Annotated in this window: 14 protein-coding genes and 1 pseudogene; 9 read left to right on the top strand and 6 right to left on the bottom strand. The window is 64.8% G+C overall.

Translation table 11 applies throughout. From position 1 onward, the window contains the following. Nucleotides 1–22 precede the first annotated feature (22 nt). Nucleotides 23–1,264 carry an amidase gene (locus EHH60_RS02635; protein WP_124157934.1) on the bottom strand — a complete coding sequence of 414 codons (1,242 nt, stop codon included), beginning with the start codon at nucleotides 1,262–1,264 and terminating at the stop codon, nucleotides 23–25. A gap of 91 nt (nucleotides 1,265–1,355) precedes the next feature. Here EHH60_RS02635 and dprA point away from each other — a divergent pair, with 91 nt between their 5' ends. After that, nucleotides 1,356–2,498: a DNA-processing protein DprA gene (gene dprA / locus EHH60_RS02630; protein WP_124157933.1), complete on the top strand. Its 1,143-nt coding sequence runs from the start codon at nucleotides 1,356–1,358 to the stop codon at nucleotides 2,496–2,498. A gap of 71 nt (nucleotides 2,499–2,569) precedes the next feature. Here dprA and EHH60_RS02625 read toward each other — a convergent pair whose 3' ends face one another. Then, complete coding sequence (locus EHH60_RS02625; RefSeq protein ID WP_124157932.1) at nucleotides 2,570–3,016, bottom strand: winged helix-turn-helix transcriptional regulator; 447 nt, start codon at nucleotides 3,014–3,016, stop codon at nucleotides 2,570–2,572. 83 nt (nucleotides 3,017–3,099) lie between these two features. Between EHH60_RS02625 and EHH60_RS02620 the strand changes: the two genes are divergently transcribed. Then, entirely contained in the window at nucleotides 3,100–3,708 is a 609-nt protein-coding gene (locus EHH60_RS02620) for an FMN-dependent NADH-azoreductase (protein ID WP_124157931.1), read from the top strand. Between the two features lie 78 nt (nucleotides 3,709–3,786). Here EHH60_RS02620 and EHH60_RS37380 read toward each other — a convergent pair whose 3' ends face one another. Further along, on the bottom strand, nucleotides 3,787–3,954 hold the full coding sequence (locus tag EHH60_RS37380) for a hypothetical protein (RefSeq protein WP_199751259.1): 168 nt from the start codon (nucleotides 3,952–3,954) through the stop codon (nucleotides 3,787–3,789). A 173-nt stretch (nucleotides 3,955–4,127) separates the two neighbouring features. Continuing rightward, entirely contained in the window at nucleotides 4,128–4,901 is a 774-nt protein-coding gene (locus tag EHH60_RS02615) for an SDR family oxidoreductase (RefSeq protein ID WP_124157930.1), read from the bottom strand. Between the two features lie 121 nt (nucleotides 4,902–5,022). On the opposite strand from EHH60_RS02615, the gene EHH60_RS02610 reads away from it, so the two are divergent. Continuing rightward, nucleotides 5,023–5,487: a winged helix-turn-helix transcriptional regulator gene (locus tag EHH60_RS02610; RefSeq protein ID WP_124157929.1), complete on the top strand. Its 465-nt coding sequence runs from the start codon at nucleotides 5,023–5,025 to the stop codon at nucleotides 5,485–5,487. Between the two features lie 52 nt (nucleotides 5,488–5,539). On the opposite strand, the gene EHH60_RS02605 is transcribed toward EHH60_RS02610, so the two are convergent. Both EHH60_RS02605 and EHH60_RS37940 read right to left on the bottom strand, forming a co-directional pair. Continuing rightward, nucleotides 5,540–5,815 (bottom strand): hypothetical protein, encoded by a 276-nt coding sequence (locus EHH60_RS02605; RefSeq protein WP_124157928.1) that lies wholly within the window; start codon nucleotides 5,813–5,815, stop codon nucleotides 5,540–5,542. Nucleotides 5,816–5,937: 122 nt separating this feature from the next. Beyond that, nucleotides 5,938–6,081 carry a hypothetical protein gene (locus tag EHH60_RS37940; RefSeq protein ID WP_245454377.1) on the bottom strand — a complete coding sequence of 48 codons (144 nt, stop codon included), beginning with the start codon at nucleotides 6,079–6,081 and terminating at the stop codon, nucleotides 5,938–5,940. 323 nt (nucleotides 6,082–6,404) lie between these two features. Between EHH60_RS37940 and topA the strand changes: the two genes are divergently transcribed. The 6 genes and pseudogenes from topA to rpmG all read left to right on the top strand — a co-directional run bounded on the left by topA (nucleotide 6,405) and on the right by rpmG (nucleotide 14,550). Beyond that, nucleotides 6,405–9,179, top strand: coding sequence for a type I DNA topoisomerase (gene topA / locus EHH60_RS02595; protein WP_124157926.1), 2,775 nt, complete (start codon nucleotides 6,405–6,407; stop codon nucleotides 9,177–9,179). 7 nt (nucleotides 9,180–9,186) lie between these two features. Then, nucleotides 9,187–11,541, top strand: coding sequence for a ribonuclease R (rnr, locus tag EHH60_RS02590; RefSeq protein ID WP_124157925.1), 2,355 nt, complete (start codon nucleotides 9,187–9,189; stop codon nucleotides 11,539–11,541). Then, nucleotides 11,535–11,974, top strand: a pseudogene (locus tag EHH60_RS02585) (DUF983 domain-containing protein). The gene rnr and the pseudogene EHH60_RS02585 overlap by 7 nt, the downstream one beginning before the upstream one ends. Nucleotides 11,975–12,005: 31 nt before the next feature. Beyond that, a complete protein-coding gene (locus tag EHH60_RS02580; RefSeq protein WP_124157924.1) occupies nucleotides 12,006–12,758 on the top strand; it encodes an NUDIX hydrolase in 753 nt (250 codons plus the stop codon). Nucleotides 12,759–12,932: 174 nt separating this feature from the next. Next, on the top strand, nucleotides 12,933–14,258 hold the full coding sequence (locus tag EHH60_RS02575) for an LLM class flavin-dependent oxidoreductase (RefSeq protein ID WP_124157923.1): 1,326 nt from the start codon (nucleotides 12,933–12,935) through the stop codon (nucleotides 14,256–14,258). A 124-nt stretch (nucleotides 14,259–14,382) separates the two neighbouring features. Beyond that, entirely contained in the window at nucleotides 14,383–14,550 is a 168-nt protein-coding gene (gene rpmG / locus EHH60_RS02570) for a 50S ribosomal protein L33 (protein ID WP_007603295.1), read from the top strand. Nucleotides 14,551–15,650 lie beyond the last annotated feature (1,100 nt).

The raw sequence follows: 15,650 nt of genomic DNA, 5'->3' as shown, positions 1-15,650 counted from the left end.
CACATAAGATTGAGGCGCACATTCACGCCCGGGCCAGCGCGTCCTCGAGAAACCAGGCCGCCGCAAGCGCGAGCGGATCGTTGCCGAAGCGGGCGATCACCTGCACGCCGATCGGCAGGCCGCCGACCTTCAGGACAGGCACGTTGACGCAAGGATTGCCCATCAGCGTCCAGAGCCGGTTGTAGCGGGGATCGCCAGTGCTCGCGAGTTCCTTGGCCGGCGCCGTGCCTGGCGCCGAATAGGTCAAAAGCACGTCGACACCTTCGAAGAGCTCGCCGAGCTCGCGCCGGCCGCGACGGCTGATCCGGCGCGCCTCGTCATATTCCTTTGGCGTCAGCCCGACGGTCGCATCGAGACTGGCGCGCAGCATCGGCGCGATCTCGTCATGCCGCTCGGAGAACTCCCAGGCCAGCGCGCGATGCGCCTCGAAATCCTGGATGATCGGATGGATGCGCCAGGCTTCCTGCACCGCCTCGGGCAGATCGACGGCCTTCACGCTGGCACCGGCGCGCTCGGCCGCCTTGATCGCGGCCAGCAGCCCCTCTTCGGCCGCCGGCTCGACGGCGCCGGCAAACTCCTGCCGGACCACCCCGATGCGGGGCGACTTCGCCGGAGCAATGCCCGAAAATTCGGTGCGGCCCGTCATCGCGAGCAGCCCGCGCGCGAGATCCTCCGCGCGCGCGCCGAACAAGCCGACCGTGTCGAGCGCCCACGAGTAGCACTTCACACCGACCGTCGGCAGCATCCGGAACGACGGCTTGATCGCGGCCGTCCCGCAATAGGCGGCGGGCCGGATCACCGAGCCGCCCGTCTGGGTGCCCAGCGCCAGCGGGATCATGCCGGCGCCGACGGCCGCCGCCGAGCCGGAGGAGGAGCCGCCCGGCGAATGACCCGTATTGTGGGGATTGCGCGTCGGGGTCGGATCGCGCGAGGCAAACGCGGTCGTGGTGGTCTTGCCGATGATGGTGGCCCCTGCCCGCTTCAGCATCATCACCACAGGTGCGTCGGCGCGCGGCTGCCAGCCGCGATAGATCTCCGAGCCCATCTCGGTCGGCATGTTGGCGGTGTCGATGATGTCCTTGATGCCGACCGCGATGCCGCGCAGCGGCCCGGAGCCTTGCGCCCTCGCCGACTTGTCGTGGCGAACGAAGGCGTGGACGTCCTTCTCTTTGGCTTCGATCGCCGCGTGCGATTGCGCGATGGCGGCGTCAGTCGAAAGCTCGCCCGCTTCGATGCGGCGCTGAAGGTCGGCAAGTGAGATCATGGCAAAATCCTTCTTATTGGGATCGCTTTTAGCATCGCAGCAAGGTCGCGCAAGCGCAGGTCCCTGTTGCGCAACGCCCTCAGGTTGTTCCATGCTGTCCCTGCAAGGAGACACCGTGGACGCCATCAATCCAAGCGTGGAGCTGACCGAGGCTGAGCGGATCGACCGCCTGCGGCTGATCCGTTCCGACAATGTCGGGCCGCGCACCTTCCGTTCGCTGGTCGATCATTTCGGCACCGCGCGGCTGGCGCTGGAGCGCCTGCCTGATCTGGCGCGCCGCGGCGGTGCGCAGCGGACGGGCCGTATCTGTAGCGCCGATGAGGCGAAGGCCGAGCTCGCCGCGAGCCGCAAGTTCGGCATCGCCTGGCTAGCCCCCGGCGAGGACGGCTATCCGGCGCGGCTGGCGATGATCGACGACGCACCGCCGCTGCTCGCCGTACGCGGCGACACGAAAACCCTGATGCGGCCGATGATCGCCATCGTCGGCTCGCGCAACGCCTCCGGCGCGGGCTTGAAATTCGCCGGCCAGCTCGCGCGCGAACTTGGCGAAGCCGGTTTTGTCGTCATCTCGGGCCTCGCCCGCGGCGTCGATCAGGCCGCACATCGCGCAAGCGTTGAGAACGGCACGATCGCCGTGCTCGCGGGCGGCCATGATTGCATCTATCCGCCCGAGCATGGCTACCTGCTCGCCGCAATCCTCGACCACGCGGTTGCGGCGATCTCCGAGATGCCGCTCGGCCACGAGCCGCGCGCCCGCGACTTTCCACGCCGCAACCGGCTGATCTCGGGCGCCTCGCTCGGCGTCCTCGTGGTGGAAGCCGCGCACCGCTCGGGGTCGCTGATCACCGCGCGCATGGCGGCCGAACAGGGCCGCGAGGTGTTCGCGGTGCCCGGCTCGCCGCTCGATCCGCGTGCCGCCGGCGCCAACGACCTGATCAAGCAGGGCGCAACGCTCGTCACGGAAGCCGCCGACATCGTCAACGCGGTGCAGCCGATCATGGAACGGCCCCTGATGCACCCCGCAGGCGAGCCCGACGGCGAGCCGTTCGAGAGTGATCCGCAGGGCCATGACCGCGATCAGATCATCAACCTGCTCGGCCCAGCCCCTGTGACGATCGACGATCTCGTACGAATGTCCGGCGCCTCGCCCACAATCGTGCACACGGTGCTGCTGGAGCTCGAGCTCGCCGGCCGGCTCGAGCGCCACGGCGGCGGATTGGTGTCGCTGCTCTAGTGGTGTGCCTTCGATGTCGTTGACTGGAAAGGCGTCATTCCGGGCGTGAACTGTCGAGCCGCAACGCTAGTCTAACCCTCGTTGCGCGCATCGAACCGCGTGCGCGCGGCCGCGATCTGCTCCTGATGTTCGATCGCCCACTCCCCGAGCGCCTTCACCGGCTGCTGAAGACCGCGGCCGAGATCGGTCAGCTCATAGTCCACCCGCGGCGGGATGGTCGGGAAGATCGTGCGCGTGACGAGGCCGTCGCGCTCGAGACCGCGCAGCGTCAAAGTCAGCATCCGCTGCGAGATGCCGTTGATCATGCGCTTCAGCTCGTTGAAGCGCTTCGGCCCGTCGCTGAGCATCATGATCACGAACACGCTCCATTTGTCGCCGACACGGGACAGCACGGAGGCGACACCGCGGCAGTCCGCGTGGTTGCGATCCGGCATCGGATCGGGACTCTGATGTGGCCTTGGGTTTGGCCTCGGCGGAGCAGGCAAATCGGTGTTCTCAGGTTTCAAAGATGTGCCCATGGCTCAAAAAAGTGCGTTCTTGCGGGGATTTCAACAGTCACTCATGTAGCGCTGGTTACAAACCTATACCAGGGTGACCCCAAATGAAACTTCTCCATATCGACTCCAGCGTGCTCGGCCCCCACTCCGTCAGCCGGCAGGTTTCCGCCGCCATCGTCGACCGTCTCGGGCAGGCGACGCCGTCGCTTCAAGTCGTCTATCGCGACCTGACCCAGACCCCGCTTGCCCATCTCTCCGGCTCGCATCTCGCGGCCGCGCAAGGCGCCCCCACACCGGCGGAGCTTGCGCCCGACCTTGCCGCAAGCGCGGCGGTGCTGGAGGAGTTCCTGAGCGCCGACGTCGTGGTCATCGGTGCACCCATGTACAACTTCACGATTCCGAGCCAGCTCAAGGCCTGGATCGACCGCATCCTGGTGGTGGGGAAGACTTTTAAATATGGCGCGGCCGGGCCCGAGGGGCTCGCCGGCGGCAAACGCGTGATCGTCGCGATCTCGCGCGGCGGCTATTACGGCGCCGGCTCGCCAGCCGCAGCGCTGGAGCACCTCGAAAGCTATCTGCGCGGCGTCTTCGGCTTCATCGGCGTCCGCAATGCCGAATTCATCATCGCCGACGGCATCCAGGTCGGACCGGATCACCGCGAGAAGGCGCTCGCGGGCGCGCTTCAAGCCGCCACCAGCCTGCGGGCGGCCTGACGCCGGGCCGAGATCGGCCGCCGCCGAAATACGCGGCGGCTGATGGCTGCACGATCTGCAGAGCTGGAACCAGACGCCCTAAATGCCCAGGATCACGGCAACAAGCGAGACGAACAGGCCCATGCCGCACAACAACGCGATGGCGACGAGCTCGGATGTGTCGGAGCGCCTGGCCGGAACGGAGGATCTTTCGGTGAAGATGCGCGGTGATGAAAGCGACGAGAAAAAGCTGGCTGCTTTCGGCATGCTAGACTCCCTATAGATAATGAGTCTGCCCGTCCCTTAAGAGGGTCTTTGCAGCTTCCGCGAAGGTTCAACACCTCGCGCAAAGGTTCAGTCAATGCACCTGGCCGGACGTCGGAACCGACCGGCGCAACCGCATAGGCTGCGCCGGCCAGTTCGATTTGCGCCTGGTTTGATCAGCCGCGATAGATCGGCGCGCCGCTCGGGGAGGCCACCGCGCCGCCGTCGACGAAGATCTCCTGCCCCTGCACATGCGCGGAATCATCGGAAGCGAGGAACAGCACCGTCTTCGCGACGTGATCCGTTTCACCGATGCGGCCGAGCGGCGTCGATAGCGCGATCCGCTTCTCGAACGCCTTCTCGGCTTCGGGTGTCGCGGTCGCGGGCCCCCAGATCGGGGTGCGGATCGCGCCGGGCGCCACGACATTGACGCGGATTCCGCGCGGCGACAGCTCCGAGGCCATGATCCGCGCCATCGCCCGCACGCCGGCCTTTGCGGCACCGTAAGCGGAGTAACCGGGAATGCCGAGCACGGAGATCACCGAGCCGTTGAGGATGATCGAGGCATTGTCGTTGAGAAAAGGCAGCGCCGACTGCACGGTGAAGAACACGCCGGTCAGATTGGTGCTGATGACCTTCTCGAAGACTTCGGGCGTCGCCGAGCCCAGCGGCGTGCCGCCCGCGATGCCGGCATTGGCAAACACGATGTCGAATTTGCCGAACTTCTCCGCGCCCTGCTTGATGGCGGCTTCGGTCGCGGCGATGTCGGTGGCGTCGGCGGCGAGCGCGAGCGCGTTCGGCCCGAGTTCCTTCGCGGCAGCCTCCAGCGTCTGCTTGTTGCGCCCGGTGATCACTACCTTGGCGCCTTCCGCCGCAAACAGTTTTGCCGTCGCAAGCCCGATGCCGCTGTTGCCGCCCGTAATCAATGCCGTCTTGTCTTTCAGTCTCACGCTCGCCTCCTTAGTTGCATGATGAAACTAGATTGCCATCTAGGGCAAGCGGTTTTATGATGCAACCGCACAAGCGCGTGATCGGCGCTGACGCCGTGCGAACGCGATAGGACAGACTGCGATGGTGAAACGAACCAGCTTCGAGGGCGATTCCTGCCCGATCGCACGCTCGCTGGAGGCGCTCGGCGACTGGTGGTCGCTGCTGATCATCCGCGAGGCGCTGTTCGGCGTCCGCCGCTTCGGCGAGTTTCAGAGCAGGCTCGGCATGGCCAAGAACATCCTGGCGGCGCGCCTGCGATCGCTGGTCGACCACGGCATTCTGGCAACCGCCCCCGCCTCCGACGGCAGCGCCTATCAGGAATATCTGCTGACGCCGAAGGGCCGCGGCACCTTTCCGATCTTGGTGGCACTGCGGCAATGGAGCGAGGAGTTCGACGATCACCCCGAGGAGATCGCGACCATCCTGGTCGATCGTGCGAGAGGCCGCCCGGTGAAGAAGCTGGAAATGCGCGCCGAGGACGGGCGCCTGCTCAGTCCCGCCGACACCACGCTGAAGCCGCGGCCGGCGCGACGGCGATCGGCGTGATTGCGGCGGCGAGCTGCCACCACACCTTCTGTGCGAGCGCAGCGAACTCTGGCTAGCATCCGACCAGGGTAGCCCTCCGAACCGTCTTCTGGCGATTTTCGCGTTGGCGCCGGCCGAACTCGGCCTCGTAGTTCAGATCATAAACACAGCCGACCTTCATGGCGGCGAAGTCTGCATTCCGCTCGATCGCGTAATGACCGGAAGGCTCCGTCTTGAGATGGACGCGGCCGGGCTCGGACCAGGCCTGATCGACGCCGCGATAGATCACCCGATCGGTCGAGCCGACGGTCGCAAACCACAGGATCAACCCTGCGACCAATGTCAACATGATCACGAGGCTACGAACATCGTTGCGGAGCCTATCCGCAAGGCTCGAAAGATTGGACGCGTTCTTCACATTGGCTTTGTCGCCGTTCGAACGCGCAGTTCACGACAATCCACCTGGTCTTGTCACGAGAGCTTGCGCTTGGTCCGTAGCCGCAGATGCTCGTCCGCCTCGAGCTTGGTCATGCCGAGGAGATAATAGAGCACGTCGAGCTTGTGGCGCTCGGCGACCTTGCGCAATGCTCCGGTCTGCTCGGCGATGAAGGCCACCGCCTCGTCCGCGCCGCCCTCCCCTGGTTCTTCATGACGCGCGCCTTCACGCGCGCCTGCTGCGGCGCGCCTCCGTTTCTTTGGCTTAGTTACCAAGACCCCACCCGAATCCATGGCCCCAGCGGCAACATTACGCCCACATCGACCGCAACTCCAAGGTGGTATTTTGCAACTTTTTCGATATGAAACTTTTCCCATCGAGGCGGCTTTCAACACCCCTCGATTTGACAGCGGAGGCCTCACCACCCATGTTCGGGTCGAAACGGCCGACCCGAATCCTTTCGTTTTCGGCCCAAGATTTTCCCGTAAGTTACTGGAACTACATGAATATCGTCATCGTGGAGTCGCCGGCGAAAGCCAAGACGATCAACAAATATCTGGGCTCGTCCTATGAGGTTCTGGCCTCGTTCGGCCATGTCCGCGACCTGCCCGCGAAGAACGGCTCCGTCGATCCCGATGCCAATTTCAAGATGATCTGGGAGGTCGATCCCAAGGCGGCCGGCCGGCTCAACGAGATTGCCAGGTCCCTGAAGGGCGCCGACCGCCTGATTCTCGCCACCGACCCTGATCGCGAGGGCGAGGCCATCTCCTGGCACGTGCTGGAGGTGCTGAAGGAAAAGCGCGCGCTGAAGGACCAGAAAATCGAGCGGGTGGTGTTCAACGCCATCACCAAGCAGGCCGTCTCGGACGCAATGAAGCATCCGCGCCAGATCGACGGCGCGCTGGTCGACGCCTATATGGCGCGCCGTGCGCTCGACTATCTGGTCGGCTTCACTCTCTCCCCCGTGCTGTGGCGCAAGCTGCCGGGCGCCCGCTCGGCCGGCCGCGTGCAGTCGGTGGCGCTGCGTCTCGTCTGCGATCGCGAGCTCGAGATCGAGAAATTCGTGCCGCGCGAATACTGGTCGCTGATCGCAACCCTGCTGACGCCGCGCGGGGATGCGTTCGAGGCCCGCCTCGTCGGCGCCGACGGCAAGAAGATCCAGCGTCTCGACATCGGCACCGGCGCGGAAGCCGAAGACTTCAAGAAGGCGCTGGAGGCAGCCAGCTACACCGTGACCGCGGTCGATGCCAAGCCCGCTCGGCGCAATCCGCAAGCGCCCTTCACCACCTCGACGCTGCAGCAGGAAGCCAGCCGCAAATACGGCTTTGCGCCGGCGCACACCATGCGCATCGCCCAGCGCCTCTATGAAGGCATCGACATCGGCGGCGAGACCACCGGACTCATTACTTATATGCGTACCGACGGCGTGCAGATCGACCCGTCCGCGATCACCCAGGCGCGCAAGGTGATCGGCGAGGATTACGGCAACGCCTACGTGCCCGATGCGCCCCGTCAGTACCAGGCCAAGGCCAAGAACGCCCAGGAAGCGCACGAGGCGATCCGACCGACCGACCTCTCCCGCCGCCCCGACAGCCTGAGCCGCAGGCTCGATGCCGATCAGGCGAAGCTCTACGAGTTGATCTGGAAGCGCACGATCGCGAGCCAGATGGAATCCGCCGAGCTCGAGCGCACCACCGTCGACATCACGGCAAAGGCCGGTTCCCGCACGCTGGAGCTGCGCGCCACCGGCCAGGTCGTCAAGTTCGACGGCTTCCTCGCGCTCTATCAGGAAGGCCGCGACGACGAGGAGGACGAGGATTCCCGCCGCCTCCCCGCGATGAGCCCGAACGACGCCCTGAAGCGGCAGAGCCTGTCCGTGACCCAGCATTTCACCGAGCCGCCGCCGCGCTTCTCGGAAGCTTCCCTCGTCAAGCGCATGGAGGAGCTCGGCATCGGCCGTCCCTCGACCTATGCCTCGATCCTCCAGGTCCTGAAGGACCGCGGCTACGTCAAGCTGGAGAAGAAGCGCCTGCACGGCGAGGACAAGGGCCGCGTCGTGATCGCGTTCCTCGAAAGCTTCTTCAGCCGCTACGTCGAGTACGATTTTACGGCGGGCCTGGAGGAACAGCTCGACCGCATCTCCAACAACGAGATTTCCTGGCAGCAGGTGCTGAAGGACTTCTGGCGCGACTTCATCGGCGCCGTCGATGACATCAAGGATTTGCGCGTCGCGCAGGTGCTCGACGTGCTCGACGAGATGCTTGGGCCGCACATCTATCCGCCGCGCGCCGATGGCGGCGACGTCCGCCAGTGCCCGAACTGCGGCACCGGCCGGCTGAACCTGAAGGCCGGCAAGTTCGGCGCCTTCGTCGGCTGCTCGAACTATCCGGAGTGCCGCTACACCCGTCAGCTCGCCGCCGATGGTGAGGCGACCGCCGACCGTTCGCTGGGCCAGGATCCTGATACGGGTCGCGATGTCTGGGTCAAGGCCGGCCGCTTCGGCCCCTATATCCAGCTCGGTGAGCAGAAGGATTATGAAGAAGGCGAGAAGCCCAAGCGCGCCGGCATTCCGAAGGGCACCTCGCCCGGCGATGTCGACCTCGAGCTCGCGCTGAAACTGCTGTCGCTGCCGCGCGAGATCGGCAAGCATCCGGAAAGCGGTCTTCCGATCACCGCCGGCCTCGGCCGCTTCGGACCGTTCGTGAAGCACGACAAGACCTATGCCAGCCTGGAAGCCGGCGACGAGGTGTTCGACATCGGCCTCAACCGCGCGGTGACGTTGATCGCGGAAAAGGTCGCCAAGGGCCCGAGCCGCCGCTTCGGCGCCGATCCCGGCAAGGCGCTCGGCGATCATCCGACGCTCGGCACCGTCACCGTCAAGAGCGGCCGCTACGGCGCCTATGTCACGGCCGGCGGCGTCAATGCGACGATCCCGGCCGAATTCGAGAAGGATACGATCACCTTGCCGCAGGCGATCGCGCTGATCGACGAGCGCGCGGCCAAGGGCGGCGGCAAGGCCAAGACCACCAAGTCGGCGAAGAAAGCGGCGAAGCCAGCCAAGGCCAAGAAGACTGCAGAGAAAGCTGCGGACGGTGAAGACGCTGCGCCAAAACCGAAGAAGCCGGCCGCGAAGAAAACCGCAGCCAAGACCAAATCCGAATCCACCAGCAAGGCTCGCGCCGCCGTGCCCTCGACCGCCAAGACGTCGCCGACCAAAACCGCCGCCACCAAGAATCCTGCAAATACTCCGGCCAAGAAGAGTGCCGGCAAGAGTTAGAGGCTAAGTGAAACGCACGAATGACCGTGGCTTTCCCGACAGGAACGCCATCGTCGCCTTCATCAAGTCAAATCCGGGAAAGGTCGGAACTCGCGAAATTGCGCGCGAGTTCGGCCTGAAGAACGCCGATCGCGCCGAGCTCAGGCGCATGCTGCGCGAGCTCGCCGACGACGGCGTCATCAAGAAGAAGCGCCACAAGGTCTCGGAGCCGGACGCTCTTCCGCCCACACTGCTCGCCGACATCACTGGCCGCGACAGCGACGGCGAATTGATCGCCTCCCCCGCCGAGTGGGACGAGGTGGAGAGCGGCGAGCCGCCAAAGATCCTCATCGAGATGCCGCGCCGAGCCAAGCCGGGCATCGCGGCCGGAATCGGCGACCGCGCGCTGCTGCGCGTCGAGCCGACCGACGAGACCGAAGGCCCCGCCTGGCGCGGCCGCATCATCAAGGTCATCGACAAGGCCAAGAGCCGCATCCTCGGCGTGTTTCGCGAGCTTCCCGAAGGCGGCGGACGGCTCGTCCCCGTCGACAAGAAGTTCGCCGACCGCGAGCTGAACATCGCCAAGACCGATGCACAAGGCGCACAGGACGGCGACCTCGTCAGCGTCGACATCGTCCGCTCGCGCGGCTTCGGCCTCGGCTCCGGCCGCGTGAAGGAGAAGCTCGGCTCGGTCAAGTCGGAGAAGGCGATCAGCCTGATCGCGATCTATGCTCACGACATCCCGCTGCAATTCTCGTCCGCAGCCGAGCGCGAGGCGGAAGCCGCTGAGCCGGCGAACCTGAAGGGGCGCGAGGACTGGCGCGACGTCCCGCTCGTCACCATCGATCCGCCGGACGCAAAAGACCACGACGACGCGGTCCACGCGCAGCCCGATGACGATCCGAACAACAAAGGCGGCTTCATCGTCAACGTTGCCATTGCCGACGTCAGCTTCTATGTCCGCCCGGGCACGGCGCTCGATCGCGACGCGCTCGACCGCGGCAACTCGGTCTATTTTCCCGACCGCGTCGTGCCGATGCTGCCCGAGCGCATCTCCAACAATCTCTGCTCGCTGGTACCCGGCGAGCCGCGCGGCGCGCTCGCGGTGCGGATGGTGCTCGGCCCCGACGGGCGCAAGCGTTCGCACAGCTTCCACCGCATCCTGATGCGCTCGGCGGCCAAGCTCGCTTACGCGCAGGCACAGGCCGCGATCGACGGAAGGCCGGATGACACCACCGGTCCCCTGCTCGACCCGATCCTGAAACCGCTTTATGCCGCCTATGCCTGCGCCAAGCGCGCCCGCGACGAACGCGATCCGCTCAATCTCGATCTGCCCGAGCGCAAGATCCTCTTGAAGAGCGACGGCACGGTCGATCGCGTCGTCGTGCCTGAGCGGCTCGACGCGCACAAGCTGATCGAGGAGTTCATGATCCTCGCCAACGTCGCCGCGGCGGAGATGCTGGAGAAGAAGTCTCTCCCACTGATCTATCGCGTGCATGACGAACCGACGCTGGAGAAGGTCCATGCGCTGAGCGAGTTTCTGGAGACGCTCGACGTTCCCTTCACGAAATCAGGCGCGCTGCGCCCGACGCTGTTCAACCGCGTGCTGGCCCAGCTCGAAGGCCATGACTACTATCCGCTGGTCAGCGAAGTCGTGCTGCGCGCCCAGGCGCAGGCCGAATATTCCTCCGAGAATTACGGCCATTTCGGCCTGAACCTGCGCCGCTATGCGCATTTCACCTCGCCGATCCGCCGCTATGCCGACCTCGTCGTGCACCGCGCGCTGGTCCGCGCGCTCGGCCTGGGCGAAGGCGCCCTGCCCGACAGCGAGACGCCGGAGACCTTAAGCGAAGTCGCCGCCCACATCTCGCTGACCGAGCGGCGCGCGATGAAGGCCGAGCGCGAGACCGTCGACCGCCTGATCGCCCATCATCTCGCTGATCGCATCGGCGCAAGTTTCCAGGGCCGCGTCTCCGGCGTCACGCGCGCCGGCCTTTTCGTCAAGCTGAGCGAGACCGGCGCCGACGGGCTGATCCCGATCCGATCCCTCGGCACGGAATATTTCAACTATGACGAGAGCCGACACGCGCTGGTCGGCACGCGCAGCGGCACCCTTTATCAGCTCGGCGACGTCGTTGACGTCCGTCTGATAGAAGCAGCACCGATCGCGGGCGCACTGCGCTTCGAATTGCTGTCGTCGGAGGCAGATGCCGCGCCGCGCGACCGCAGGCCGTTCCGCCCGCAGCGCAAATCGTCAAAGGCCCATCCCGGACGCAGCCCAGAGAAAAAACGCAAGCCGGAGAAGCAGAAATCTGCCAAGGGCAGGAAGGCCAAAGGAAAGAACAAGAGCAAAGGCAAGGGACAGAAGGGCAAGGCATGGTGACGATGAGCACGGCCCCAAAGATCTGGACGCGCGAGAGCGGCCTCGTCGAGAAGCGCGACGTCTGGACCGCGATGAGGCGCGGCTTTCGCGGCCGCTGCCCGCGCTGCGGCGAGGGAAAGCTGTTCCGCGCCTTCCTGAAGACGGCGGACAATTGCGCGACATGCGCCTCGACTTCACGCCGCATCGCGCCGACGATCTGCCTGCCTATCTCGTCATCGTCATCGTCGGCCACATCGTGGTGCCGGCGGTTTTGTGGATCGAGAGCAATTACACCACGCCGGTCTGGATCAGCTTCGCCGCCTATCTGCCCTTCACCTTCCTCGCCTCGCTCGCGCTGCTGCAGCCGGTGAAGGGAGCTGTGGTCGGACTGCAATGGGCTCTGCGCATGCACGGGTTTGACGAGAACCCTCCGGATGGTATTCCGCCAGTGTAGCCAATAAGCAAGAAGCGGTTTGGGTGAGGACATGACGGATATTTCGCAGGCCGAGGAGAAGGCAAAAGTTCACGAGGCGAAGGAAGCCGACCATCACCCCTATTTCCGCCCGAGGGATGCGGCGACGCTGATCCTGGTCGATCGCAGCGGCGCCACCCCGAAAGTGCTGGTCGGCAAGCGCCACGACAAGGTCGTGTTCATGCCCGGAAAATTCGTCTTCCCGGGCGGCCGCGTCGACAAGGCCGACTATCGCGTGCCATGTGCTGCGCCGATCACCGCGGAGCTGGAGGCCAATCTCGCCAAGGGCAGTCCGAAGACCCCGGCCTCGCGCGCGAAATCGCTGGCGATTGCCGCGATCCGCGAAGCCTGTGAGGAGACCGGTCTCTGCCTCGGCCGCAAGGCCGAGGGCAAGGTGACGAGGCTCGACGGCGCCTGGAAGCCGTTCGCGGATGCGGGCCTGCTGCCCGATCCCTCCGGTCTGTTCCTGATCGCGCGCGCGATCACCCCGCCCGGCCGCGTCAAGCGCTTCGACACGCGCTTCTTCACGGCCGATGCGTCCGCGATCACCCATCGCGTCGAGGGCGTGATCCATGCCGATGCGGAGCTGGTCGAGCTGGTCTGGGTCGAGCTCGGCTCAAAACCGCTCGCGGATCTGCATCCGATGACGCGCAACGTGCTCAACGAGCTCGACACCCGCCTTGCCACCGGCCCGCTCGGCCACGACGCGCCGGTGCCGTTCTTCCATTTCTACGGCGGCAAGATGCAGAAGGATATTTTGAGCTAGGGGTCATTGCGCGGCTCTCTCCTCGTCATTCCGGGCTCACGCCAAGTGGCGCGCCCCGGAATGACGTGCTGAGAGATCTGAAAAAAACAAAATAATCTTCCCGCCCTCCCCAATGGCGGAGCTCCGCCGCGTCCCTATGTCTTTCCGAGCGTCACCAAAAACGGACACCGGGCAATGGCACAACGGCAACTCAAGCTTGGCGCGTTCATGCGCCCGATCAGCATCCACACCGGCGCTTGGCGCTATCCTGGGGCCTGGCCCGACGCCAATTTCAACTTCTCGCATATCAAGACGCTGATCCGGAAGCTCGAGGCCGGCAAGTTCGACGCCTTCTTCATGGCCGATCACTTGGCCGTACTGAACATGCCCACCAACGCGCTCAAGCGCAGCCACACCGTGACCTCGTTCGAGCCGTTCACGCTGCTGTCGGCGCTTTCGGCCGTCACCGAGCGGATCGGCCTGATCGCGACGGGCTCGACCACCTTCGACGAGCCCTATCACGTCGCCCGCCGCTTCGCCTCGCTCGACCATCTCAGCGGCGGGCGCGCGGGGTGGAATATCGTCACCACCTCGAACCCGGACGCGGCGCTGAATTTCGGCCTGGACGACCACATGGAGCACGCCGAGCGCTACAAGCGCGCCCGCGAATTCTATGACGTCGTCACCGGCCTGTGGGATTCCTTCGCCGACGATGCCTTCGTGCGCGACGTCGAGAGCGGTCTCTTCTTCGATCCCGCGAAGATGCATGTGCTCGACCACCACGGCAAATATCTGAAGGTGCGCGGCCCTCTCAACATCGCACGCCCCGTGCAGGGCTGGCCGGTGATCGTGCAGGCCGGCGCGTCTGAAGACGGCAAGCAGCTCGCGGCCGAGACCGCGGAAGCCGTGTTCACCGGCGGCGGCAGTCTCGCCGATGGACAAAGGCTCTATGCCGACATCAAGGGCCGCATGGAGAAAGCCGGCCGCGACCCCGAGCACCTCAAGATCCTCCCCGGCGCCTTCGTCGTGGTGGGCGAGAGCGTCGATGAGGCCAAGGAGAAGCGCGCTTTGCTCGACAGCCGCGTGCACTACGACAGCGCCATCGCTTCGCTGTCCGTCATCCTCGGCACCGACGCCTCCGGCTTCGATCCCGATGGCCCCCTGCCCGACATTCCCGAGACCAACGCCAGCAAGAGCGGCCGTCAGCGCATGGTCGATCTCGCCGCGCGCGAGAAGCTCACCGTGCGCCAGCTCGCCCAGCGCGTCGGCGGCTATGGCGGGCTTTCGTTCGTCGGGACGCCCAAGACCATCGCCGACCAGATGGAGGAATGGCTGGTCGGGCGCGGCTCCGACGGCTTCAACATCATGTTCCCGTTCGTCCCTGCCGGACTGGACGATTTCGTCGACAAGGTGGTCCCGGAGCTGCAGAAGCGCGGAATTTTCCGCAAAGAGTACGAAGGGGCCACTCTGAGAGAGAATCTGGGCTTGCCGCGGCCGAAAAACCGGTTCTTCGAGGCCTGATCGGCCCGATTTGAGTGGTTTTTCGGGCCTAAATCCTTGACTTCCAGCCGTTTCTGGCTAGGTTGCCGGCCAACGCGGGCCGTCTGGCCGGCTCCAGATTCCCCAATTTTCTGAGGTTCAGAACATGGCCAAAGCGGTCACCATCAAGGTCAAGCTCGTGTCCTCGGCCGACACCGGCTTCTACTACGTCGCCAAGAAGAACTCGCGCACCATGACCGACAAGCTCGTCAAGAAGAAGTACGATCCGGTCGCGCGCAAGCACGTCGAATTCCGCGAAGCCAAGATCAAGTAAGATCGCGAGACATTGAAGACTTTGACGGGGCCCTCTGGGCCCCGTTTCATTTGCTCCGCGACATGTCCGGGACGCGCTCCAGCGTGCAACGCTGCTGCGCGAAGCCGGGACCAAGAACGCAACACAGCCGACCGCGGCTCTCGATCCCAACAGTCAACGAACATCAACGCCGGCTTGTGTGCGAGCGGCCCGCGCAACGACGCTAGACGCATTCATGGCGGCGTACCAGGCCCTATGGAAATGTGAGCTGGTCCACAGATTTTCGCTCGGAATTATGTCAATCTGGCTAACAGGTTTGGCGATGGGATGAGAGCAGCATTCATGGAAACCGTGAAACATTGTCGTGCCCAGTCCGCTGAATGCCTCAGCCTGATGCAATCAGCGCGGGACGAGACTGAAGCAAGACTCCTCAAGTCTCTGTCGCAAAGCTGGGTCCGCCTCGCAAGCCAGCTCGATCGGTACGGATCGTTTCGTTCGACGCGTGACAATCGGCCTACACGCGCAGCTGCACGATCCATTCTGCTCCAGGAAATCCGCGAGGGGATAGGCCGGAAGCGCCCGGCGCCAGACGTCGGAGATAACCGACGTCTGGCTCGAAGATAAGTCAGCTCGGCGACGCGCTCACCACCCAGCTGCTGATGACCGTTGCATCACCAAGTATGATCGGCAGGTCGGTTCCTGCCGGTGGATAATCGTGCAACCCGGAATTGGTCCTCAGCCACACCTTCGCTCCGGTCTCAAGTGTCCAATGCGTCGTATGGCCCGCCATTCCATGTCTTGGTCCCTGTGGCGAAGGGCGTGCTAGCGGTTTTGCGATGAGACGACTTGATGTCCGACAAGTCCAGGAGGGATAGGTTGGGCATCGTCGCGCTAAACCTTCTCGGGATGACCGAGCTGGCTGGAGGCGCTGCTTCCTGCCACGCAAGTGAGCAGGTTTCTGTGGCTCGTATCCCGGCAAACGTGATCGGTCGGTCTGGGTCAACCGAAGCTCTAGACTAGACGTTCGCTCTGGGTCCGATGCTTCCATTGAGGGAAGAGCGACCAGCGTCCGCTCTGCCTGCTAGAGCAGCCCTATGCGGCTTCCCGAACCCCTTTCCCTT

Origin of the sequence: Bradyrhizobium sp. RP6, assembly GCF_003837805.1 — a bacterium.
GTDB lineage: Bacteria > Pseudomonadota > Alphaproteobacteria > Rhizobiales > Xanthobacteraceae > Bradyrhizobium.
This window is presented reverse-complemented; position numbering and strand designations above follow the sequence as displayed.